Origin of the sequence: Nocardioides sp., assembly GCF_050246775.1 — a bacterium.
GTDB lineage: Bacteria > Actinomycetota > Actinomycetes > Propionibacteriales > Nocardioidaceae > Nocardioides.
On record NZ_JBFWVK010000007.1, the window covers coordinates 1 to 16057 of the forward strand.

A 16057-nucleotide genomic window follows, 5' to 3' on the forward strand; every position below is an offset into this window, starting at 1 on the left:
CTGAGGCTCCTCACCAGCCCGCCTTTGGACAGGGCGTCACGCCCAAAGGGCCAGCGACACGACACGCACACCTAACAGCTATGACAACAGGCTCTGCGATAGACCTTCGGCTCTGGTGCAGAAAAGAACTTGGCCACGTCCTGCTCCACGGTCCCGACAACGAGGACGCCGCCATGCACCGAGGGATCGCCGAGGTCGAGGCAGAGTCTGTGGCCTTGATGATCGGTGCCGCGCACGGCCTGGACACCGCCACCTACACAATTCCCTACGTCACCTCCTGGGCCAGCAGCGTGCCCGACAAGTCCCCGGTCGAGGTCGTCCAGGCCACCGCAGAGCGGGTACGGAAGACGGCCGTCAGCATTCTCAACCAACTCGAAACCCCACAGGTCGGGAACGGAGACCCTCCCGGGCTTGACCGCACGGCTCCGGTCGCGGTCGCCGTCGTCGGACACCGGCCGTCTTCGGTTGAAGCATCCGAGCGTGCACAGGCAGCGGTGATCGGGCTATGAGTCTCCTGCACACCACCACGCCCTACCGGCGCGACCAGCTAAGCCCACTGCGGGTGCCCGTCACGCTGCCCCTTGTGGAGGTCCACGTCGACACCGACGGGGTGCTCAGCATCTTGATCAACCGCGAGCCCTACGTCACCGACCGGCCCTTGATGAGAGACGACCTTCGGCAGGCACTCACGCGGATCGCCGACGACCTGCAGTCCCCGGTCAAAGTCGAGATCCACGAACAGGGCGAGACGGTCTTCACCGACATCGTCATCCCGGGTGTACAACCGGACGAAGCGCCGCTGCCGAACCCGGAATTCCCTACCATCTTGAGTCCGGGCGAGGTCGCCGGCGACGGGTTCCTTCCCGACGAAGACGTCGCTGTCGCGGTGGTCGTGGCCCATCAGGTCGCCAGCCCCGACGGAACCGCACGGCTGCGCCTGCCCACAGCTCTGCTCGCTGGTCGACCAGGCATCGTCGTCCTACTCGGGCGGACCTCGGGGGCGATCGCGGTGAGCGGCAGTACAGCGTGAACCCGCGCGGCCGCTCGATCGACGACCAACTGGTCAACCTCGGACTCGTCATCATCGCTGCGGTCGGTCTCCTCGCGGCCATCCTTCGACTAGCCGGAACCGCGGCCGCCTGGTTGACCGGGGCGACGCCACCGACCGGTGGGTTGGCGGGCGGGTTCCGTGTCCTCGGGGACCCCGGCAACCCGGCTGGCGCCCTCGGCTCCCCCGGTCTCCCGGCCTGGCTCTACTGGCTCGTCCTCACCCTCATGACAGCGACGGTGGCCCTGACGGCACTCGTGCTCTGGCACCGCATCCAAACCGTCAAACACAAGACCTCACGCGACCCACGACGGCTGGCCGGAGTCGCCACCAAGCGGGACGTCGCAGTGGCCGCCTCCGAACGAGCTCTGCTGGCGCGTGGGCGAACGCTGCGTCCCTCACTGGCGAAGCCGGAAGCCTCGGACGTCGGCTACCTGCTGGGTCACTCCCGCGGTCACGGCGTGTGGGCGTCCGTGGAGGACTCGATGCTGCTCCTCGGTCCACCACGCTCAGGCAAGGGGTTGCACGTCGTCATCAACGCCATCCTCGACGCACCCGGCGCCGCCGTCACCACGGCGACTCGACCCGACAACATCGCCGCCACCATCACAGCGCGACAGCGACGTGGCCCGGTTGCTGTCTTCGACCCCCAGCGGCTCGCCGACGGGCTGCCGGCTGGGCTCAGGTGGTCCCCGGTCCGAGGCTGCGAAGACCCCCTCACCGCGATGATTCGAGCCACCGGTCTCGCCTCGGCCACCGGACTGTCGACCGGAGGGGTCGAGTCCGGCGGGTTCTGGGAAGGCAAGACCCGCACCGCCCTCCAAGCTCTTCTACACGCAGCAGCCCTGGACCACAGGAACCCGACTGACCTGTTCGCCTGGACCCTGTCGCCCTCCGCGGCCGCCGACGCAGTGGCGATCCTGGCCAGCCACACCGACGCGGCACCCGGCTGGGCCGACTCGTTGGAATCGACGATCCACTCCGACCCCCGCACCCGCGACTCCATCTGGATGGGCGTCTCCCTGGCGCTGTCGTGCCTTGCCGATCCACGGGTGCTCGACGCGGTCACACCACGACCGGGCGAACACTTCGACCCACGCGAGTTCCTGACCAGCAACGGCACCCTCTACCTGCTCGCCACCGGAGCCGGAGCCGGCGCGTCGTGGTCACTCGTCGCTGCATTCATCGAGGACCTCGTCGAGACAGCACGCCACCTCGCCGCGGCCTCCCCGGGCGCCCGGCTTGACCCCCCACTGCTCATGGCACTCGACGAGATCGGCAACCTCTCCCCACTACCCTCCCTGCCGGTCCTAATGGCCGAAGGCGGCGGCACCGGCATCACCACCATGCCGGTCCTCCAGTCCCTGTCCCAGGCCAGGGACAAATGGGGGGACCACTCGGCCAGCGCCATCTGGGACGCCTCCATCGTCAAAATCATCCTCGGCGGCACCTCCGCGGCCCGCGACCTCCAGGACCTCTCCGCACTCATCGGAGAACGCGACGAACACACCGACACCGTCTCGATCGGGGACCACGGCTCACGGTCCCTGCAACGCTCCACCCGACGCGTACCCGTCATGCCCCCGGAGACCATCCGGACCCTGCCCTTCGGGACCGCTCTCGTGCTGCTGCGCAGCGCACCACCGCTCGTCACCGACCTCCAGCCCTGGACTGCCCGGCCTGAGGCCCACCAGATCACCGCCGAACGCGCCGCCGTCGAGTCGCAGCTCCGCCGCCGGTAGGCGGAGTCGGTCGCCTGCGCCGGCGGCCGCGGTGTCCGGAGCCACCTGCGCACCTGACCGACGAGAGCGGCCGCCAATCCGGCACCGCACGACGGCAGGAGTCAGCGATGTCGATCCCCACCCAGATGAGCCTCCACGGATTCATCGCCAACGACCCCGAGATCCACTTCACCGCCAGCGGCACCGCCCGGTTCTACGCCCGCATCGGCGTCGAGCACTTCCGAAAGGAAATCGACGGCTCCTTCACCCGACTCGAGCCGAGCTTCCACGACCTGGTGATGTTCTCCACCAGCGCGCAGATCGCCCACGACAGATTCAACAAAGGCGACCAATTCGTCGCCTCCGGCTACATCACCACCTACGAGCTTCAGCGTGGCGGCAAAACAATCCCGCGCGAAGAGTTCGTCGCGCGCCGGATCGGGCACGACACCGCCCGCACCCGCTACCCGGTCGACCGCCCGCCGCCAACAGAGCCCACGTCGCCCAGCCAGGCCCCGGTCGCGGCGCCTTGTGAGTCGGCCCTCGCCGTCGGCCTCTAGGGCAAGCGATGACGACTGACGTGGAGTACGGCGAGCAGCAATCCCTGCTGGACCCACCGACAGACGACCACGACCACCCGGACTTCGGCAGGTACAACGCGCCAGACGAGCCCCTCGCGCCTGGATTCCCAGACGACGACGTGCTTCCGAGGCCGATCAACTGGAACCTCCTCACCTCCGAGGAGGCCCAGGCCGAATGGCTCGACCTCAACGCATGGGTCAACTGGCTGCGAGCGACCTACGGCCTACCACCCACGGTGATCCCACCGTTCTGGCACCGCCACGACGAACTGATCTGGGAACTGTCCGCACTGCACCAACACTGGCTCAACTCCTACGACCCCGACGGTTCGCCCGCAGCGCCACTCGCCTGGCACCGCGACTTCGCCGACGCCAGGAACCGACTGCGCGAATGGGTCGGAACCTCGGGCACCCGGCTCGATCGCGACCGGCCCACCCGACAGACCACCTGGCCAGGCGAACTGCCCGCCCAACCAGCCGTCGAGCGCGTCGTCGCCGACCGCGACGCCGACTTCGTGGACTTCGTCCTCGCCGACGTCACCGCACGCCAGCACATCGAACAACGAGTCCGTGCCCACCTGCCCTGACGCCTCCATTACGCGCAGCCGCTCGGCTCTCCACACCTACGCCGATGGACACGAAGACCCAGCCCTGGAAAGCAGACGGTCGACAGGTGCGCCCGTCCCAAGCGCTCTGATTCGGAAGGAAGTTGCCATGCTGCTCGCACACGCTGTCACGCTCGCCGAAGCGCGCTCCTACGTTGCTGTTCTGGCCGACCTGGCTCACACGTTCGACGCCTCGGTCGAGTACGAGCGCGTCCTGCTCCAACTCGACTGGATCCACGGCGATGACGGCCCTGCGCTCACCACCGTGCTCACCGTCGAGCGCGAGGTCATCTACTCGGCTGCCGAGGACGCCATCGAGGAGTTGGCCACCCATGGCGTCGACGCGCTCCAGATCGAACTCGTCCTCGACATGCTCGAAGCCGCCAGGGCGATGGACCTGCCATGACGTACGGCGAGAACGGCAGCCAACTCAGGACCGAGGTCGCAACACTGCTGAGGCAACATCGAATCCAAGTACGCCTGGGCGGATCCCACGGGCCATTCGGCCAAGAGTCGACGACGATGCAACAGCGCGAAGAGCTCGGGCGACAGATCGGGCGCTACCGCCTGGCCGTGCTCGTCTGGTGCCAACTGGCCGTCAGGGCCTCCAGCCCAATGGGCGGAGTAGCCGAAACCTCGATTCGGCCACGTTCCCCAGTCGATGAATTGCGCTACCGACTCACGCTCGCAGTCAGAGCCACCGGAACAGCCTTGCCGGCCCTGGACGAACTCACTACCGCGCAAGAGTTCGCCATCGTCGAGACGTGGCGGCAAGCTGCCCGAGCCGCTGCACTCGGCGAGCACGACTTCGCGGCCGGGCTTGGAAACGGGAGGCTGTCAGCCGCGCAAGCGCAGACCCTAGTGACAGACGCCGCCGAGATCACCCGAGGGCTCGTCACGCTCGACCGGCGCTACGAGAACATCCCCGGATGGGAGAACCTTCAGGGACAAGGACGCCTCGGCCGAGCCGCCGACGTCTGCGCGGAGTCCGCCAGTGGTGCCGACATGGACTACAGCGTCGACCTCCGAGGTTGGCGGCCGCGGATGGCGACACTCGAGGGTTCAGTGATGACGGGCTGGCGCGGCGTTCTCCAGGCCGAGCACAACCTCCTCGTGGCCCTGAACAACTTCCCCAACGCTCGCAGCCTCCGTCTGATCCTTGATTCCCAGCGAGTGCTCTCGCAGGAGGCGGCGGTTCGCGTCGTCAATATGGCCTCTCGCTTCTCGGACAAGTGGCTTGCGCGGGGGCAGACATATGGCGCGTTGGTTCGAGAGACCCGCGACCTTGGTGGACGCGTCGGAAGCGGGGCGGAGGCCGCCTCCCAAGGAGCGAACGCCATCGGACGCTTGAGAAAGGTCCGCAACGGCGAGGCGCCGGAGTCGCAGCAGCTTCGACACTTGGACCGGTTGTTCCTCCAGGTGGACGAGCGACTCTGCGACATCATCGAGCAGGGCACACGCGAACGGCTCTACGTCCACCGCGTAAGACTGCCCCGCGTCATCCACCAGTCCGAGGGCCTCATCAAGTCGGTCCGCGAGCGCTACGTACCGATCACAGCGCCTATCCAGACGGACCTCGTCAACGTCGTTAAGTCGCAACTGAGGCCGCCTCCCGCGATCGCCACTCCCCCGCCCGCGGCTAGGAGCAGTCGCGTGGAACTTCACGAAGCCATCACGCATCGATCCGAACGCCGCGGGACAAACCTTTCGATCTAGGACGTCGTGCTCGGAGTGAACGCTCGACCCCGCTCCGGCATTGCCGGGTCAGCTCCGCCAGGCAAGATTTCTGAGGCATCCAGCCAGGCTTCCACGGTCGCCCAGCCCTGTCTGTCGAGCCATCGGACCGTGATCACCCCGCCTTCCCAACCCGTCGCCGCGCGACGCCATTCGACGAGCAGGGAGGGTTGTCCGTTCACAAAGCAGTGCCTGGCCGGTGAGGCCAGTGCCCGAGCAGCATTCGAGTCTGCGGATCCCTCGGGCTGCCGCGCATCCATGTCCCCGATTCACGTAGCAACCGACGACCCCTGATCTCAGGCTAGCGTCCCACCCGACCGACCTGAATGCGAGCACCCAACACGGGCGCGGAGCCCGCTGAGCACCTTTGTTGCGAGGGCAAACCGGCCCACGCCAACGCAAAGGAGCACATGATGGGTCCGACGACACCCAGCACTTCAGCGCGCTCGATCCTCACGATCGACCAGGCTGCGGCGTACTTGGCCATCCCGAAGGCGACGCTCTACACGTGGCGCACCCGGCGCGCTGGCTTCGGCCCACGCGCGGTCAAATTCGGCAGCTGCCTGCGGTACCGACGCTCCGACCTGGACGCCTGGATCGCGGAGCACGTGGAGTGCTTCGAGAACGAGCCCATGCCCACTGCACTGCCTCTCGACACGTCGTCGCGCCAGCCGGACGTGTCGGCGATCTCAAGCCGCTGAGTGGCGCAATGCACTTGCCCACGTCGGAGTCGTCAGCTTGAGAGGCCGTCCGCTGCCGAGTTCAGGAGCCGAATGCGGTCCCCCACGCGTCTTGGATCTGCGCCGCACGGTCGGGGGCGAGCCGGCTTTTGTGGATGTAGTGGCTCTCGGCGATTTCGCGAGTGTTGCCCATCTGAGCCGCGGCTGCTTCGGCGCCGAATTCGTTCGCAACGACCGTCCCCGTGGCGGATCGCAGGAGTCGCAGCTCGAACCAGGCGCCGACGTCGGTGTCCTTCAAGATGCTGTCTCGAAGTCGCGTGTTGATGTTGTTCAGGGACAGCCAATTCCCGGTCCGGGTCGCGAAGATGGCGTCGTTCTCGTTCGGTGCCGCGGCCATCATGCGCTCACGCAGCATGGCGGCGACGAAAGTCGGGAGAATCACGGTGCGGTCGCCGGCGCCGTGGCCCTTGGTGTGAGGCTGGCGGAGGAGGCCACCAAGTTCTGCGTCGTAGACGACCGTTCCGGTGATGTGGGCGACTGGCTTGGTCGTTCCGGGCGCGACGGTGCAGTTGAGATCGATGTCGCAACGCCGAAGAGCGAGTGCCTCACCCGGGCGGCATGCGGTCCCAGCGATGAGCAGGACCAGATCGCGGTAGTTGGTGCTGGGTCGCGGACCAGGTCGCTTCCTGGTCATCCATCCTTCGATCGCGGCGAGGACGGTCTTCAGGTCCTCGATGGTGAACTCACGATCCTTGGACCGCTTCTGGATGTTCTTCCGCTGGTAGCTCTGCAGGTTGGTGACAGGGTCACGGCGAAGTGCGCCTTGGACGACGAGCCATTTGATGAAGGCATGGAGGATCTTGCGGACATCCGCGTACCGCGTTGGGGGGACGTCGTTGCGGAAGTAGGTATCTAGCCGGCCAGGGGTGAGTTGGCGGACTTGGAGTTCTCCCAGGATCGGCTTGATCCAGTTCTCGGCGACCGACCGGTAGATCTTGACGCTACGCGGGTTCGCCCGCCCGATGCCGTTGCGAGCGTCGTCCATCCGGTTCATCAGGTAGATGTCGACCGCCTCGTTCACGAGGCTGGCCGTGGTGACCAGACTGTTGAGGTTCTCGAACTCGATCCGTTCCTTCAGCTCATCCGCCAGCGCGCGTCGGGAGGCCGTCTCTGTGCGACCAGTCTTGCGGCAACGTCCTTTGGTGCCGGAGCGGTCGCAGTAGGAGGCGTCGGCTCGCCAGAGGCCGGGCCGGATCTGTACCGTGCGGATCTTTCCGATCTCGCCGGGTTGAAGCGGGTTGCGTGACATGAAGTCGTTCTTTCTGATGGCCATCAACTCGACGACGGCAGGAGTCTTACGCGGTCAATGGGCGGTAGCTGATCCGTGGATGCCGGCTCCGCCAGCGAGGGGCTTCCGGCTTGGCCGCCGGTGCCGGGTGACGGGAGGGAGATCTGCGGGCGATGTCTTGCCTCGCTTCGAGCCTTCGATGCCCTCCGAGACGCTCCCGTCCTCGTTTTCGGTGTGCTCGTCGATCCAGGCCAGCAGGTCCGCAGGTCGGTAGCGGATGCTGCCACCGACCTGAACTGCTCGCGGGCCGTAGCCGCGCCGACGGGATCGCCACGTGCGCAGGGTGGCGACCGGCACGCCAAGCACGACCGCCGCCTCGTCGGACGTGAGGAGGCGGTGAGAGGCGATCTCCTCCGGCAGGCCGGAGGGTGCGGGAAATCCGGAATGAGTGGACATGGCTCTGCCACACAGGTGCCCCAGGGTGCCCACAGGGTGGCGCTGGCAGACCGCCTCCGGCTCAACCTCGGCAGTGCTGCGAGCGCCCAAAAGTGGCGCAAAAGTGTGAATAGTGGGCTCAGAGCCGGAAACGTGAAAACCCGCCGTACCTGTTTACGCAGGTCAGGCGGGTTTTCGGTGCTCCCCCGGTTGGACTCGAACCAACAACCCTCCGGTTAACAGCCGAATGCTCTGCCAGTTGAGCTACAGGGGATCGCTTGGCAGCCCGCATAGGTTAGCAAGGAGTGCAGGCCGGTGCGAATCGGGTTGAAGGAGGGGGCGCGGGGCCCTACTCAACGGGTGCCGACCTCGTCCTGAGCGGCGGCGAGACCGGCTGCAGCAGCGAGCCGGACCACCGGATCGTCGGGGTCGATGCCGTCCTGGTATTCGAAGATCCAGCGGATGGGGGCGTCGCCTGCGGGCGATCGCCGGGCGATCACGAACAGCCCGCGACGGCCGCGGACCGGGACGTGGCGCTGCAGGACGACGCTGGCTGTGACCCGTTCGCGAATCAGCTCCAGGAGGCGACCAGGCTCCTCGAAGCTCAACTCGTGAACAGGGCGCTGCTCCCCCCAGGTGCCGACCTCGGCCACGCGCAGGACGGAGGTGTCGAGATCCCAGTCGGCGCTCTCGACGTCCTCCCAGCCGATGCGCTCGTCGCCGATCATCAGGGCGTCCCTGGTGCCGCCCACGAGCACTCCCGTCGTGGTGGTGGCGCGCGCGAGCATGCCGTCGCGCGGCGTACGCCACCTCACGAGGTGCCCATCGCCAGCTCACGCAACTGGCGGCGGTGCTGCTCGAGCGCGACCAGCTCTCCGAACATCTTGTTGTACTCCGCGACGTGCTCGACCGGGTTGGTGCGCTGCAGCCGCGACTTGACCTCGGCGATGCGGCGCATGGCGGTGAGTTCCTGGAGCTTGTAGACGTGGGCTGCGACGTAGGCGGAATCGGGATCTCGCGGGGTCAGCAGTGGCTCGACACCCAGGGCACTGATCGCCGAGGCGACACCGGGATCGCCGACACCGTCGCGCAGTCGCGACGCCCAGGCCGGGTCGGAGGCACCCGCTGCTGGTCCCCCGCGGCCGGTGACAACGTCCCAGACACCGCGATAGGTCGGGTGGGTGAAGTCGTTGCCACCCAGACCAGCAGCCAGTGAACCGAGGGCGCCAGGGTGCTGGATGACCAGCTTGAGCGTCTCGCGCTCCAGGGAGAACCGGGGGTCACGCAGGTCGGGCACGTCGGGGCGAGGCGCCTGGACCTGCACAGGCGCCTCGGACTGCGCGTGCGAGCCACGTCGAGCCGCGCGGCGCACCTCGGTGAGGACCTGGTTGGTGTCGATGTCGGCGCCCACCATCTTCGAGATCTCCTGCGCGAACGCCGTGACCTTCGACTGGTCGCGGATCGAGGCGACGAGCTTGGCGGACTCACGGACGGCGTCGATGCGGCCATCGGCCCGGTCGAGGTCGTATTTCGAGACCACGTTGCCCAGCACGAACCGGTACAGCGGGACCCGGCGGGCGACCAGCTCGCGCACCGCCGCATCACCGCCCTGGAGGCGCAGGTCGCAGGGATCGAGGCCGTTGGGCTCGACCGCAACGTAGGTCTGGGACACGAAGTTCTGGTCACCGCTGAACGCCCGCAGCGCAGCCTTCTGGCCCGCCGCGTCACCGTCGAAGGTGAAGATCACCTCGCCCCGGAACTCCTCATGATCGTGCAGGAACCGGCGCAGCACCCGGGAGTGCTCGTCACCGAACGCGGTGCCACAGGTGGCGACCGCGGTGCCCACCCCGGACAGGTGACAGGCCATGACGTCGGTGTAGCCCTCGACGATGACCGCCTGGGAGGAGCGCGCCATCTCGCGCCGCGCCAGGTCGATGCCGTAGAGCACCTGACTCTTCTTGTAGATCGGTGTCTCGGAGGTGTTGAGGTATTTCGCGTCGATCCGGTCATCGTCGAAGATGCGACGGGCGCCGAAGCCGATCACATCGCTGCTGGCGTCGCGAATGGGCCACAGCAGCCGCCCCCGGAACCGGTCGTAGAGACCCCGTCCGCCCTGGCCGACGATGCCGGCCGTGACGAGCTCCTCGTCCTTGAAGCCCTTCTGTCGAAGGTGGTGCAGCACGGCCTCACCGCTGCGGGGCGCGAAGCCCACCCCGAACATCGCCGCGGCGTCCTGGTCGAACCCGCGCTGGTCGAGGAACTGTCGGGCCACTAGGGCATCGGCGGTCGTGAGCTGGTCGGCGTAGAACTCCTGGGCCTTGTTGTGAGCGTCGATCAGCCGCCCACGGTTGGGACCGCCGGCGCCACGGACCGGGGCCGGCCCGTCCTCGTAGCGCAGCTGGATGCCGGCCTTGTCGGCCAGTCGCTCAACGGCGTCGGTGAAGCTCAGGCCGTCGATCTTCATCAGGAAGGAGTAGACATCGCCTCCCTCGCCGCATCCGAAGCAGTGGTAGAAGTTCCGCGACGGAGTGACGTGGAACGACGGGGACTTCTCGTCGTGGAAGGGGCACAGCCCCTTCATCGAACCGCCCCCGGCGTTGCGCAGCGTGACGTAGGAGGACACCACGTCGTCGATCCGCGTCTTCTCGCGGACCTCTGCAATGTCCTCTTCCCTGATCCGACCGGCCACGTCGCGGAGTCTACGGCGCGGCACCGACCGATCCGCAGGCCGTCACTTCCACCCCAAGGGGTGGAGCGCGGGGAACAGGAATCCGCGAAGGTGGGGGCGACGGGGGTCAGACGACGTTGTCCAGCGGTTCATCCCGGGCGAACCGCTGGAGTTGTTCTCGGATCAGCCTGACCGCCCGTGGTTTGAACGCTGTCGAGCTGCCGCCGGTATGAGGCGAGATCAGCAGTCCCGGAGCACTCCACAAAGGGTGCTCCGGCGGCGGCGGTTCCGGGTCGGTGACGTCGAGTGCGGCTGTGATCCGACCACCGTGCAGGGCTGCGACCAGCGCATCTGTGTCGACCACCGCACCCCGAGCGACGTTGACGAGCAGTGCTCCCTGCTTCATCGCGGCAAGAAAACGCGCGTCCACGAGGTGCCGGGTGGCCTCGGTCAGCGGTACGACGAGCACGATCACGTCGGCCTCGGGGATGAGCGCAGGCAGGTCCGCGAAGGCGTGCACGTCGGCTCGTGCGGTCCGGGCGACCCGGACCACCTCGACCTCGAAGGGGGTGAGACGAGCCTCGATGGCGGCCCCGATGTCGCCGTAGCCGATGATCAGGACCCGCCGGTCCGCCAGGGCAGGGCGCTCGCCGGGCACCCACTCGCGTCGGTCCTGGGCGCGGACGAAATCGGGGATCGCGCGCAGTGAAGCCAGCATCAGGGCGACCGCGAGCTCGGCGGTGGAGGCGCTGTGGATCCCGCGGCCGTTGCACAGGGTCACCCCCTCCGGGATCCGGCCGACCAGGTGATCGACACCCGCAGTCAGCGACTGCACCCAGCGCAGGCGGGGCGCTCGGGCCAGGAACGCTGAGTCCCCCGGCTCGAACCGATAGGGCAGCACGTAGCCGGCGACCTCCGCGAGGCTCGCAGGCAGGTGCGCCACGGGATCGGGGACGACCTCACAGCGCACCCCCACAGGAAGATCGTCGATCTCGAACGGCAACCAGACCAGTGGAAGGCTCACGAGACCACCAGGGCCCGGTGCCAGGTCACCGCGGAGACGTCGGTCAGGGAGGCCACCTGGTCGATCACCACCCGGGCCCGGGCAGCGTCGTCAACAGCTTCTTTCCAGTCGTCGGCGAACGGCGTCGCGAGCGCATCGGGCCCCCGATCGTGAAGGGCGTGCACCAGATCGGTGAGCAGCTCGCGTTGGCGCACCATCAGCTCGACCCGGTCGTCGGCACGCATCACATAGTGTGCGGCGATGCCCTTGAGGACGGCGATCTCGAGAGTCGTCGTCTCGGGCACGACCAGATCGGCACCGTGGCGCACGAACGGTCCCGCATTGCCGGCGAACGTCGCCTGCTGCACAGCCCCGCAGAACCTGCCGACCAGATCGCTGGTGAGGTTCTTCAGCGCTGCCAACCCGCGTCGGCTGCCGTCGTACGGCGTCACCGGCCAACTGCCCTGCGACTGCAGGCCGAGCAGGACATCGTCGAGGAGTCCGTCATCGGCGGTGGGGACGTACCACTCCCGCACCGTCTGCCACACCGCCTCGCGATCGATCCCGACCAGGTCGATGCGACCGGCCACGATTCCGTCCTCGATGTCGTGCACCGAGTAGGCCACGTCGTCGGCCAGGTCCATCACCTGCGCCTCGACACAGCGGCGCTTGCCCGCCACACCGTCACGCAACCACGTGAACACCGGCAGGTCGTCGTCGTAGACCCCGAACTTGCGGATCTCCCGCGGCGATCCGTCGGCGTGGACACCGGACGGGTCCTCGGAGTCCTCGCGGGTCCAGGGATACTTCGTGCATGCGTCGAGGGTGGCGCGGGTCAGGTTGAGCCCCACGGACCCGTGGTCGTCGAAGGTCTTCGCCTCGAGCCTGGTCAGGATCCTCAGTGTCTGCGCATTGCCCTCGAAGCCACCACACTCCGCGCTCAGGGCCTCGAGAGCCCGCTCACCGTTGTGGCCGAACGGCGGATGACCGAGGTCGTGGGCCAACGCGGCGGTCTCGGCGATGTCGGGCTGACAGCCCAGGGCACGAGCGAGGTCGCGGGCCACCTGGGCGACCTCGAGGCTGTGGGTGAGTCGGTTGCGCACGAAGTCGTCGGTCTCTGGCCCCACCACCTGGGTCTTGGCCGCGAGACGCCGAGACGCCGCCGCATGGACGACCCTGGCCCGATCGCGCTCGAACGGCGTGCGGACCGGAGCCTCGACCCGCTTCGGCGGCTCGGGCACTCGACGCTCGCACGCAGCGGCGTCGTACAACTCCAGCGCATCCATCAGCGACGACCCTACTGCCCCTGACCGACCACAGCCGGTGCGGCAACCCGTGGACCAACCGGGGAGCCCGGCGTAGCCTGGGAGCGGAGGCGCCCATGAAGCAGACGATGATTCCCGATGCCATGCCCGTGCTCAGTCCCGGACGACACCGCACGCCACGCAAGGGGGCGTGCTTCATGGAGTTCGCCTCCTATCTGGCCGGCGAGCGGTGGAGCGATCACCCGAGCTGCACACACCCGGCACTGGCGGCTCTGGCTCGCGGCGTCAACGACACGGTGAGCGACGAGGCCCGCTCGGAGCTCGTCGCCCTGATCCCCGATGTGGTGGGGGTCAACGGCGGAGGCCGGAGTCTGGACCTCTGGATCGCCCTGCACAGTGCCCAGGCGGCGATCCGGGTGGCACCGGAGACACGTCAACGCGTGCTCGCCCTGGCCATCCTCAACGGCGAACGGGAGCTGGCCGAGCTCGAGGGAAGTGGCCGCACAGACCTGTCGCCAGCGTCCGCCGAGGCGCTGGGTGACGTGCCGGGCGCCCATCGGTGGGCGGTGGACTACCTGTCCGCGCATCCCATCCGGGTGCTGCGCACCAACGTGGCCGCAGTCCTGGAGAACGCCGTGCTGGGGCTGAGCCAATCGGTCGCCGCGGACCGCGACGCCCAGCTCGTCGAGCTGCTGCGCAGCAGCATCGTGCACTGCCGGTCCGTGCTCACCCCGGTGTCACAGCCCACCGGGCGGGCGGTCGGCACGGGCAGGTCCTCCACACCGACCCGCTGAGGCGCCGGGTCACGGACCCACGTGACAACGGTCAGTTGACCGACACGTGCACGTGGTCGTAGTGGTTGGCCGTGGACGATCCCCGACTGGGCATCGAGCGCCATCCCTCACTCGAGCGGACCGGGGTCCAGATGTGCTGCTGCCACAGGATGTCGTAGAGGTTCAGCTCAGCCGCGTGCGCCTGCAGGAAGTCCGCGATCGCCGAGCCCAGCGCGCTGTCGGAGGTCATGATGTCCAGGGCCCTGCCGGAACTGTGCTCACCATGGTTGTCCCAGCCGCCGTACGACGTGATCTGCGGGAACGCGTGGCACACCGAGCGGTAGACATAAACGGCGTCGGAGGTGAGGCCACTCTCGACGCCCGGGTCCGGGCAGGGCTCCATGGACAGGCCCGCCGCGGCGGCGAGCGGCTTCTCGTCGGAGAAGTAGCCCGACGTCACCCACCGGGACTTGCCCTTGACGACGACTTCGCTGCGTCCCTCGGCCGTCCGTCCGGTCACCAGCACCTTGTCTCCGGCGGCAATCTCACCGAGGATCCGTGCGTCCTTGCCGGCGTCACTCCACAGGTTGAGGTCCGTGGTGGCCCACAGCCGGGTGTCGGCCCGGCGGACCGCCTTCGCAGTGGCCGCCTGCGCGGCCATGCGCTGGTCGCGCAGCTTCATCGCCTTGAGCTGACTGGCGGGAAGGTAGGCCCGACCCAGCTCACGCGAGACCTCTTCGGGCCGGTCGGTGGTGGTGGGGAACTGGGGGTTCGCCGCCGTCAGCGAAGAGTTGGCATCGGCCATCAGAGTAGGTGTCACAGGGGTGCCGAGCAGCACTCCGGCAGAGACAGTGGCGACGGTGGCCGCCAAGGCCAGAGGAGCGCTGACCAGAACAGCCTTGGGCATCTTGCGGCGGGCATTGGTGACCCGCTTGTGGCGATGATCTGCCACAGCGTTCATCCTTTGCGAGTCGAGGACACGGCGGGTGTGCGTGAACCCCGAGGACCAAGCACGAGGTTCGAGTCAAACACATTCGTCAAGAGGAGCCGAATCGAACCGCCTGTGGCGGTGGTCACCCACCCGAGGTCTCGGAGGCTTCCTCTCGTACGACGAACCCGCTGCCGTCGGTGTTGTCGAGCCACCCTTCGGGCAGGACGACGCGCTTGCGTGGTGAGCCCTGGCGTCCGCGCGGAGCACCCAACTCGCCCACCGGGAACGGCTCGTCAGGGTTGAGCTCACCCAGGAGAAGGTCGAGGGTCGCGAGCGTGTCCACCAGCGCGAGGGCGTGGCGCAGGGGTCCGCCCGCAGCGAAGCCCTTGAGGTACCAGGAGACGTGCTTGCGGAACTCCTTGCACCCGCGCTCCTCCCCCATGTGCTCGCACAGGAGCTCGGCGTGGCGTCGCATCATGCTGCGCACCTCACCCAGCAGCGGGAGGGTCCGGGCCTGTTCTCCCGCGAACGCCGCGGCCAGGTCGCGGAACAGCCACGGCCGCCCCAGACAGCCGCGGCCCACCACCACCCCGGCGACCCCGGTCCTCTCCACCATCGCGATGGCGTCGCCCGCCTCCCAGATGTCGCCGTTGCCCAGCACCGGGATGTCCACCGCCTCGACCAGCTCGCCGATGGCGTCCCAGTCGGCCTGGCCGGAGTAGGCCTGCTCCACGGTGCGCCCGTGCAGGGCGATCGCCGCCACTCCGGTCTCCTGCGCGATCCGCCCGGCATCGAGGTAGGTCAGGTGGTCGGTGTCGATGCCCTTGCGGGTCTTCATCGTCACCGGCACGTCGTAGGGACTCGTCGCCCGCACCGCACTCTCGAGGATCTCGCCCAGGAGACCTCGCTTCCATGGCAGGGCTCCGCCGCCACCCTTGCGGGTGACCTTGGGGACCGGGCAGCCGAAGTTCAGATCGATATGGGCCACGCCGTAGTCGGCGCACAGGATCTCCGCGGCCTTGCCGACATACGCAGGGTCGGTGCCGTAGAGCTGGACGCTACGAACGGTCTCGAGCTCGTCGAAGACCAGCATCGACGTGGTGACCGCATCGCCCTCGACGAGGCCGCGACTGGTGATCATCTCGCACACGTAGAGGCCGGCACCCTGCTCCGCGCAGAGTCGGCGGTAGGCCGCGTTGGTGATCCCCGCCATCGGCGCGAGCACGACAGGCGTGTCGACGCGCACTGACCCGAGGCGCAGCTCGGTGGGGATCGGAAAGGTCACGCCCTCATTGTCCGTGGCCACGGGCTCGGGCGCGAATTGC

General features: G+C 67.9%; 16 protein-coding genes, 1 tRNA gene and 1 pseudogene. 9 read left to right on the forward strand and 9 right to left on the reverse strand.

Annotated features, from left to right (window positions below):
• The 8 genes and pseudogenes from AB7I40_RS21415 to AB7I40_RS21450 form a co-directional block, all read left to right on the forward strand.
• Window positions 1–509: pseudogene (locus AB7I40_RS21415) on the forward strand (hypothetical protein); the annotation flags it as partial.
• A complete protein-coding gene (locus tag AB7I40_RS21420) occupies window positions 506–1030 on the forward strand; it encodes a hypothetical protein (protein ID WP_428347834.1) in 525 nt (174 codons plus the stop codon). The pseudogene AB7I40_RS21415 and the gene AB7I40_RS21420, both read left to right, overlap by 4 nt.
• The gene (locus tag AB7I40_RS21425) at window positions 1027–2790 is read left to right on the forward strand and encodes a TraM recognition domain-containing protein (RefSeq protein WP_428347833.1); all 1764 of its coding nucleotides are present in this window, start codon (window positions 1027–1029) and stop codon (window positions 2788–2790) included. Before AB7I40_RS21420 ends, AB7I40_RS21425 begins: the two co-directional genes overlap by 4 nt.
• A gap of 107 nt (window positions 2791–2897) precedes the next feature.
• A complete protein-coding gene (locus AB7I40_RS21430) occupies window positions 2898–3329 on the forward strand; it encodes a single-stranded DNA-binding protein (protein ID WP_428347832.1) in 432 nt (143 codons plus the stop codon).
• An 8-nt stretch (window positions 3330–3337) separates the two neighbouring features.
• A complete protein-coding gene (locus tag AB7I40_RS21435) occupies window positions 3338–3937 on the forward strand; it encodes a hypothetical protein (RefSeq protein WP_428347831.1) in 600 nt (199 codons plus the stop codon).
• A gap of 127 nt (window positions 3938–4064) precedes the next feature.
• Window positions 4065–4361: a hypothetical protein gene (locus AB7I40_RS21440; protein ID WP_428347830.1), complete on the forward strand. Its 297-nt coding sequence runs from the start codon at window positions 4065–4067 to the stop codon at window positions 4359–4361.
• Entirely contained in the window at window positions 4358–5671 is a 1314-nt protein-coding gene (locus AB7I40_RS21445; RefSeq protein ID WP_428347829.1) for a hypothetical protein, read from the forward strand. The genes AB7I40_RS21440 and AB7I40_RS21445 overlap by 4 nt, the downstream gene beginning before the upstream one ends.
• 431 nt (window positions 5672–6102) lie before the next feature.
• Window positions 6103–6390, forward strand: coding sequence for a helix-turn-helix transcriptional regulator (locus tag AB7I40_RS21450; RefSeq protein ID WP_428347828.1), 288 nt, complete (start codon window positions 6103–6105; stop codon window positions 6388–6390).
• A gap of 61 nt (window positions 6391–6451) precedes the next feature.
• Here AB7I40_RS21450 and AB7I40_RS21455 read toward each other — a convergent pair whose 3' ends face one another.
• The 7 genes from AB7I40_RS21455 to AB7I40_RS21485 all read right to left on the reverse strand — a co-directional run bounded on the left by AB7I40_RS21455 (window position 6452) and on the right by AB7I40_RS21485 (window position 13049).
• On the reverse strand, window positions 6452–7678 hold the full coding sequence (locus AB7I40_RS21455) for a tyrosine-type recombinase/integrase (protein WP_428347827.1): 1227 nt from the start codon (window positions 7676–7678) through the stop codon (window positions 6452–6454).
• A 54-nt stretch (window positions 7679–7732) separates the two neighbouring features.
• Window positions 7733–8113, reverse strand: a complete 381-nt coding sequence (locus AB7I40_RS21460; RefSeq protein WP_428347826.1) for a helix-turn-helix domain-containing protein — start codon at window positions 8111–8113, stop codon at window positions 7733–7735.
• 180 nt (window positions 8114–8293) lie between these two features.
• A tRNA-Asn gene (locus AB7I40_RS21465) sits at window positions 8294–8366 on the reverse strand.
• Between the two features lie 79 nt (window positions 8367–8445).
• Window positions 8446–8907, reverse strand: coding sequence for a hypothetical protein (locus AB7I40_RS21470; RefSeq protein WP_428347825.1), 462 nt, complete (start codon window positions 8905–8907; stop codon window positions 8446–8448).
• On the reverse strand, window positions 8904–10781 hold the full coding sequence (gene dnaG, locus AB7I40_RS21475) for a DNA primase (protein ID WP_428347824.1): 1878 nt from the start codon (window positions 10779–10781) through the stop codon (window positions 8904–8906). The genes AB7I40_RS21470 and dnaG overlap by 4 nt, the downstream gene beginning before the upstream one ends.
• Before the next feature lie 106 nt (window positions 10782–10887).
• Complete coding sequence (locus AB7I40_RS21480) at window positions 10888–11784, reverse strand: 2-hydroxyacid dehydrogenase (RefSeq protein ID WP_428347823.1); 897 nt, start codon at window positions 11782–11784, stop codon at window positions 10888–10890.
• A complete protein-coding gene (locus AB7I40_RS21485; protein WP_428347822.1) occupies window positions 11781–13049 on the reverse strand; it encodes a deoxyguanosinetriphosphate triphosphohydrolase in 1269 nt (422 codons plus the stop codon). The genes AB7I40_RS21480 and AB7I40_RS21485 overlap by 4 nt, the downstream gene beginning before the upstream one ends.
• A gap of 95 nt (window positions 13050–13144) precedes the next feature.
• On the opposite strand from AB7I40_RS21485, the gene AB7I40_RS21490 reads away from it, so the two are divergent.
• On the forward strand, window positions 13145–13822 hold the full coding sequence (locus tag AB7I40_RS21490; RefSeq protein WP_428347821.1) for a hypothetical protein: 678 nt from the start codon (window positions 13145–13147) through the stop codon (window positions 13820–13822).
• A 31-nt stretch (window positions 13823–13853) separates the two neighbouring features.
• Here AB7I40_RS21490 and AB7I40_RS21495 read toward each other — a convergent pair whose 3' ends face one another.
• Both AB7I40_RS21495 and dusB read right to left on the reverse strand, forming a co-directional pair.
• A complete protein-coding gene (locus AB7I40_RS21495) occupies window positions 13854–14753 on the reverse strand; it encodes a mucin-2 protein (protein ID WP_428347820.1) in 900 nt (299 codons plus the stop codon).
• A gap of 121 nt (window positions 14754–14874) precedes the next feature.
• Entirely contained in the window at window positions 14875–16017 is a 1143-nt protein-coding gene (dusB, locus tag AB7I40_RS21500; protein WP_428347819.1) for a tRNA dihydrouridine synthase DusB, read from the reverse strand.
• Window positions 16018–16057: the final 40 nt, after the last annotated feature.

Coding starts and splice junctions, on each gene's coding strand:
- AB7I40_RS21420 (WP_428347834.1), top strand. CDS start 506: ATGAGTCTCCTGCACACCACCACGCCCTACCGGCGCGACCAGCTAAGC.
- AB7I40_RS21445 (WP_428347829.1), top strand. CDS start 4,358: ATGACGTACGGCGAGAACGGCAGCCAACTCAGGACCGAGGTCGCAACA.
- AB7I40_RS21440 (WP_428347830.1), top strand. CDS start 4,065: ATGCTGCTCGCACACGCTGTCACGCTCGCCGAAGCGCGCTCCTACGTT.
- AB7I40_RS21430 (WP_428347832.1), top strand. CDS start 2,898: ATGTCGATCCCCACCCAGATGAGCCTCCACGGATTCATCGCCAACGAC.
- AB7I40_RS21435 (WP_428347831.1), top strand. CDS start 3,338: ATGACGACTGACGTGGAGTACGGCGAGCAGCAATCCCTGCTGGACCCA.
- AB7I40_RS21455 (WP_428347827.1), bottom strand. CDS start 7,678: ATGTCACGCAACCCGCTTCAACCCGGCGAGATCGGAAAGATCCGCACG.
- AB7I40_RS21485 (WP_428347822.1), bottom strand. CDS start 13,049: ATGGATGCGCTGGAGTTGTACGACGCCGCTGCGTGCGAGCGTCGAGTG.
- AB7I40_RS21460 (WP_428347826.1), bottom strand. CDS start 8,113: ATGTCCACTCATTCCGGATTTCCCGCACCCTCCGGCCTGCCGGAGGAG.
- AB7I40_RS21490 (WP_428347821.1), top strand. CDS start 13,145: ATGAAGCAGACGATGATTCCCGATGCCATGCCCGTGCTCAGTCCCGGA.
- AB7I40_RS21450 (WP_428347828.1), top strand. CDS start 6,103: ATGGGTCCGACGACACCCAGCACTTCAGCGCGCTCGATCCTCACGATC.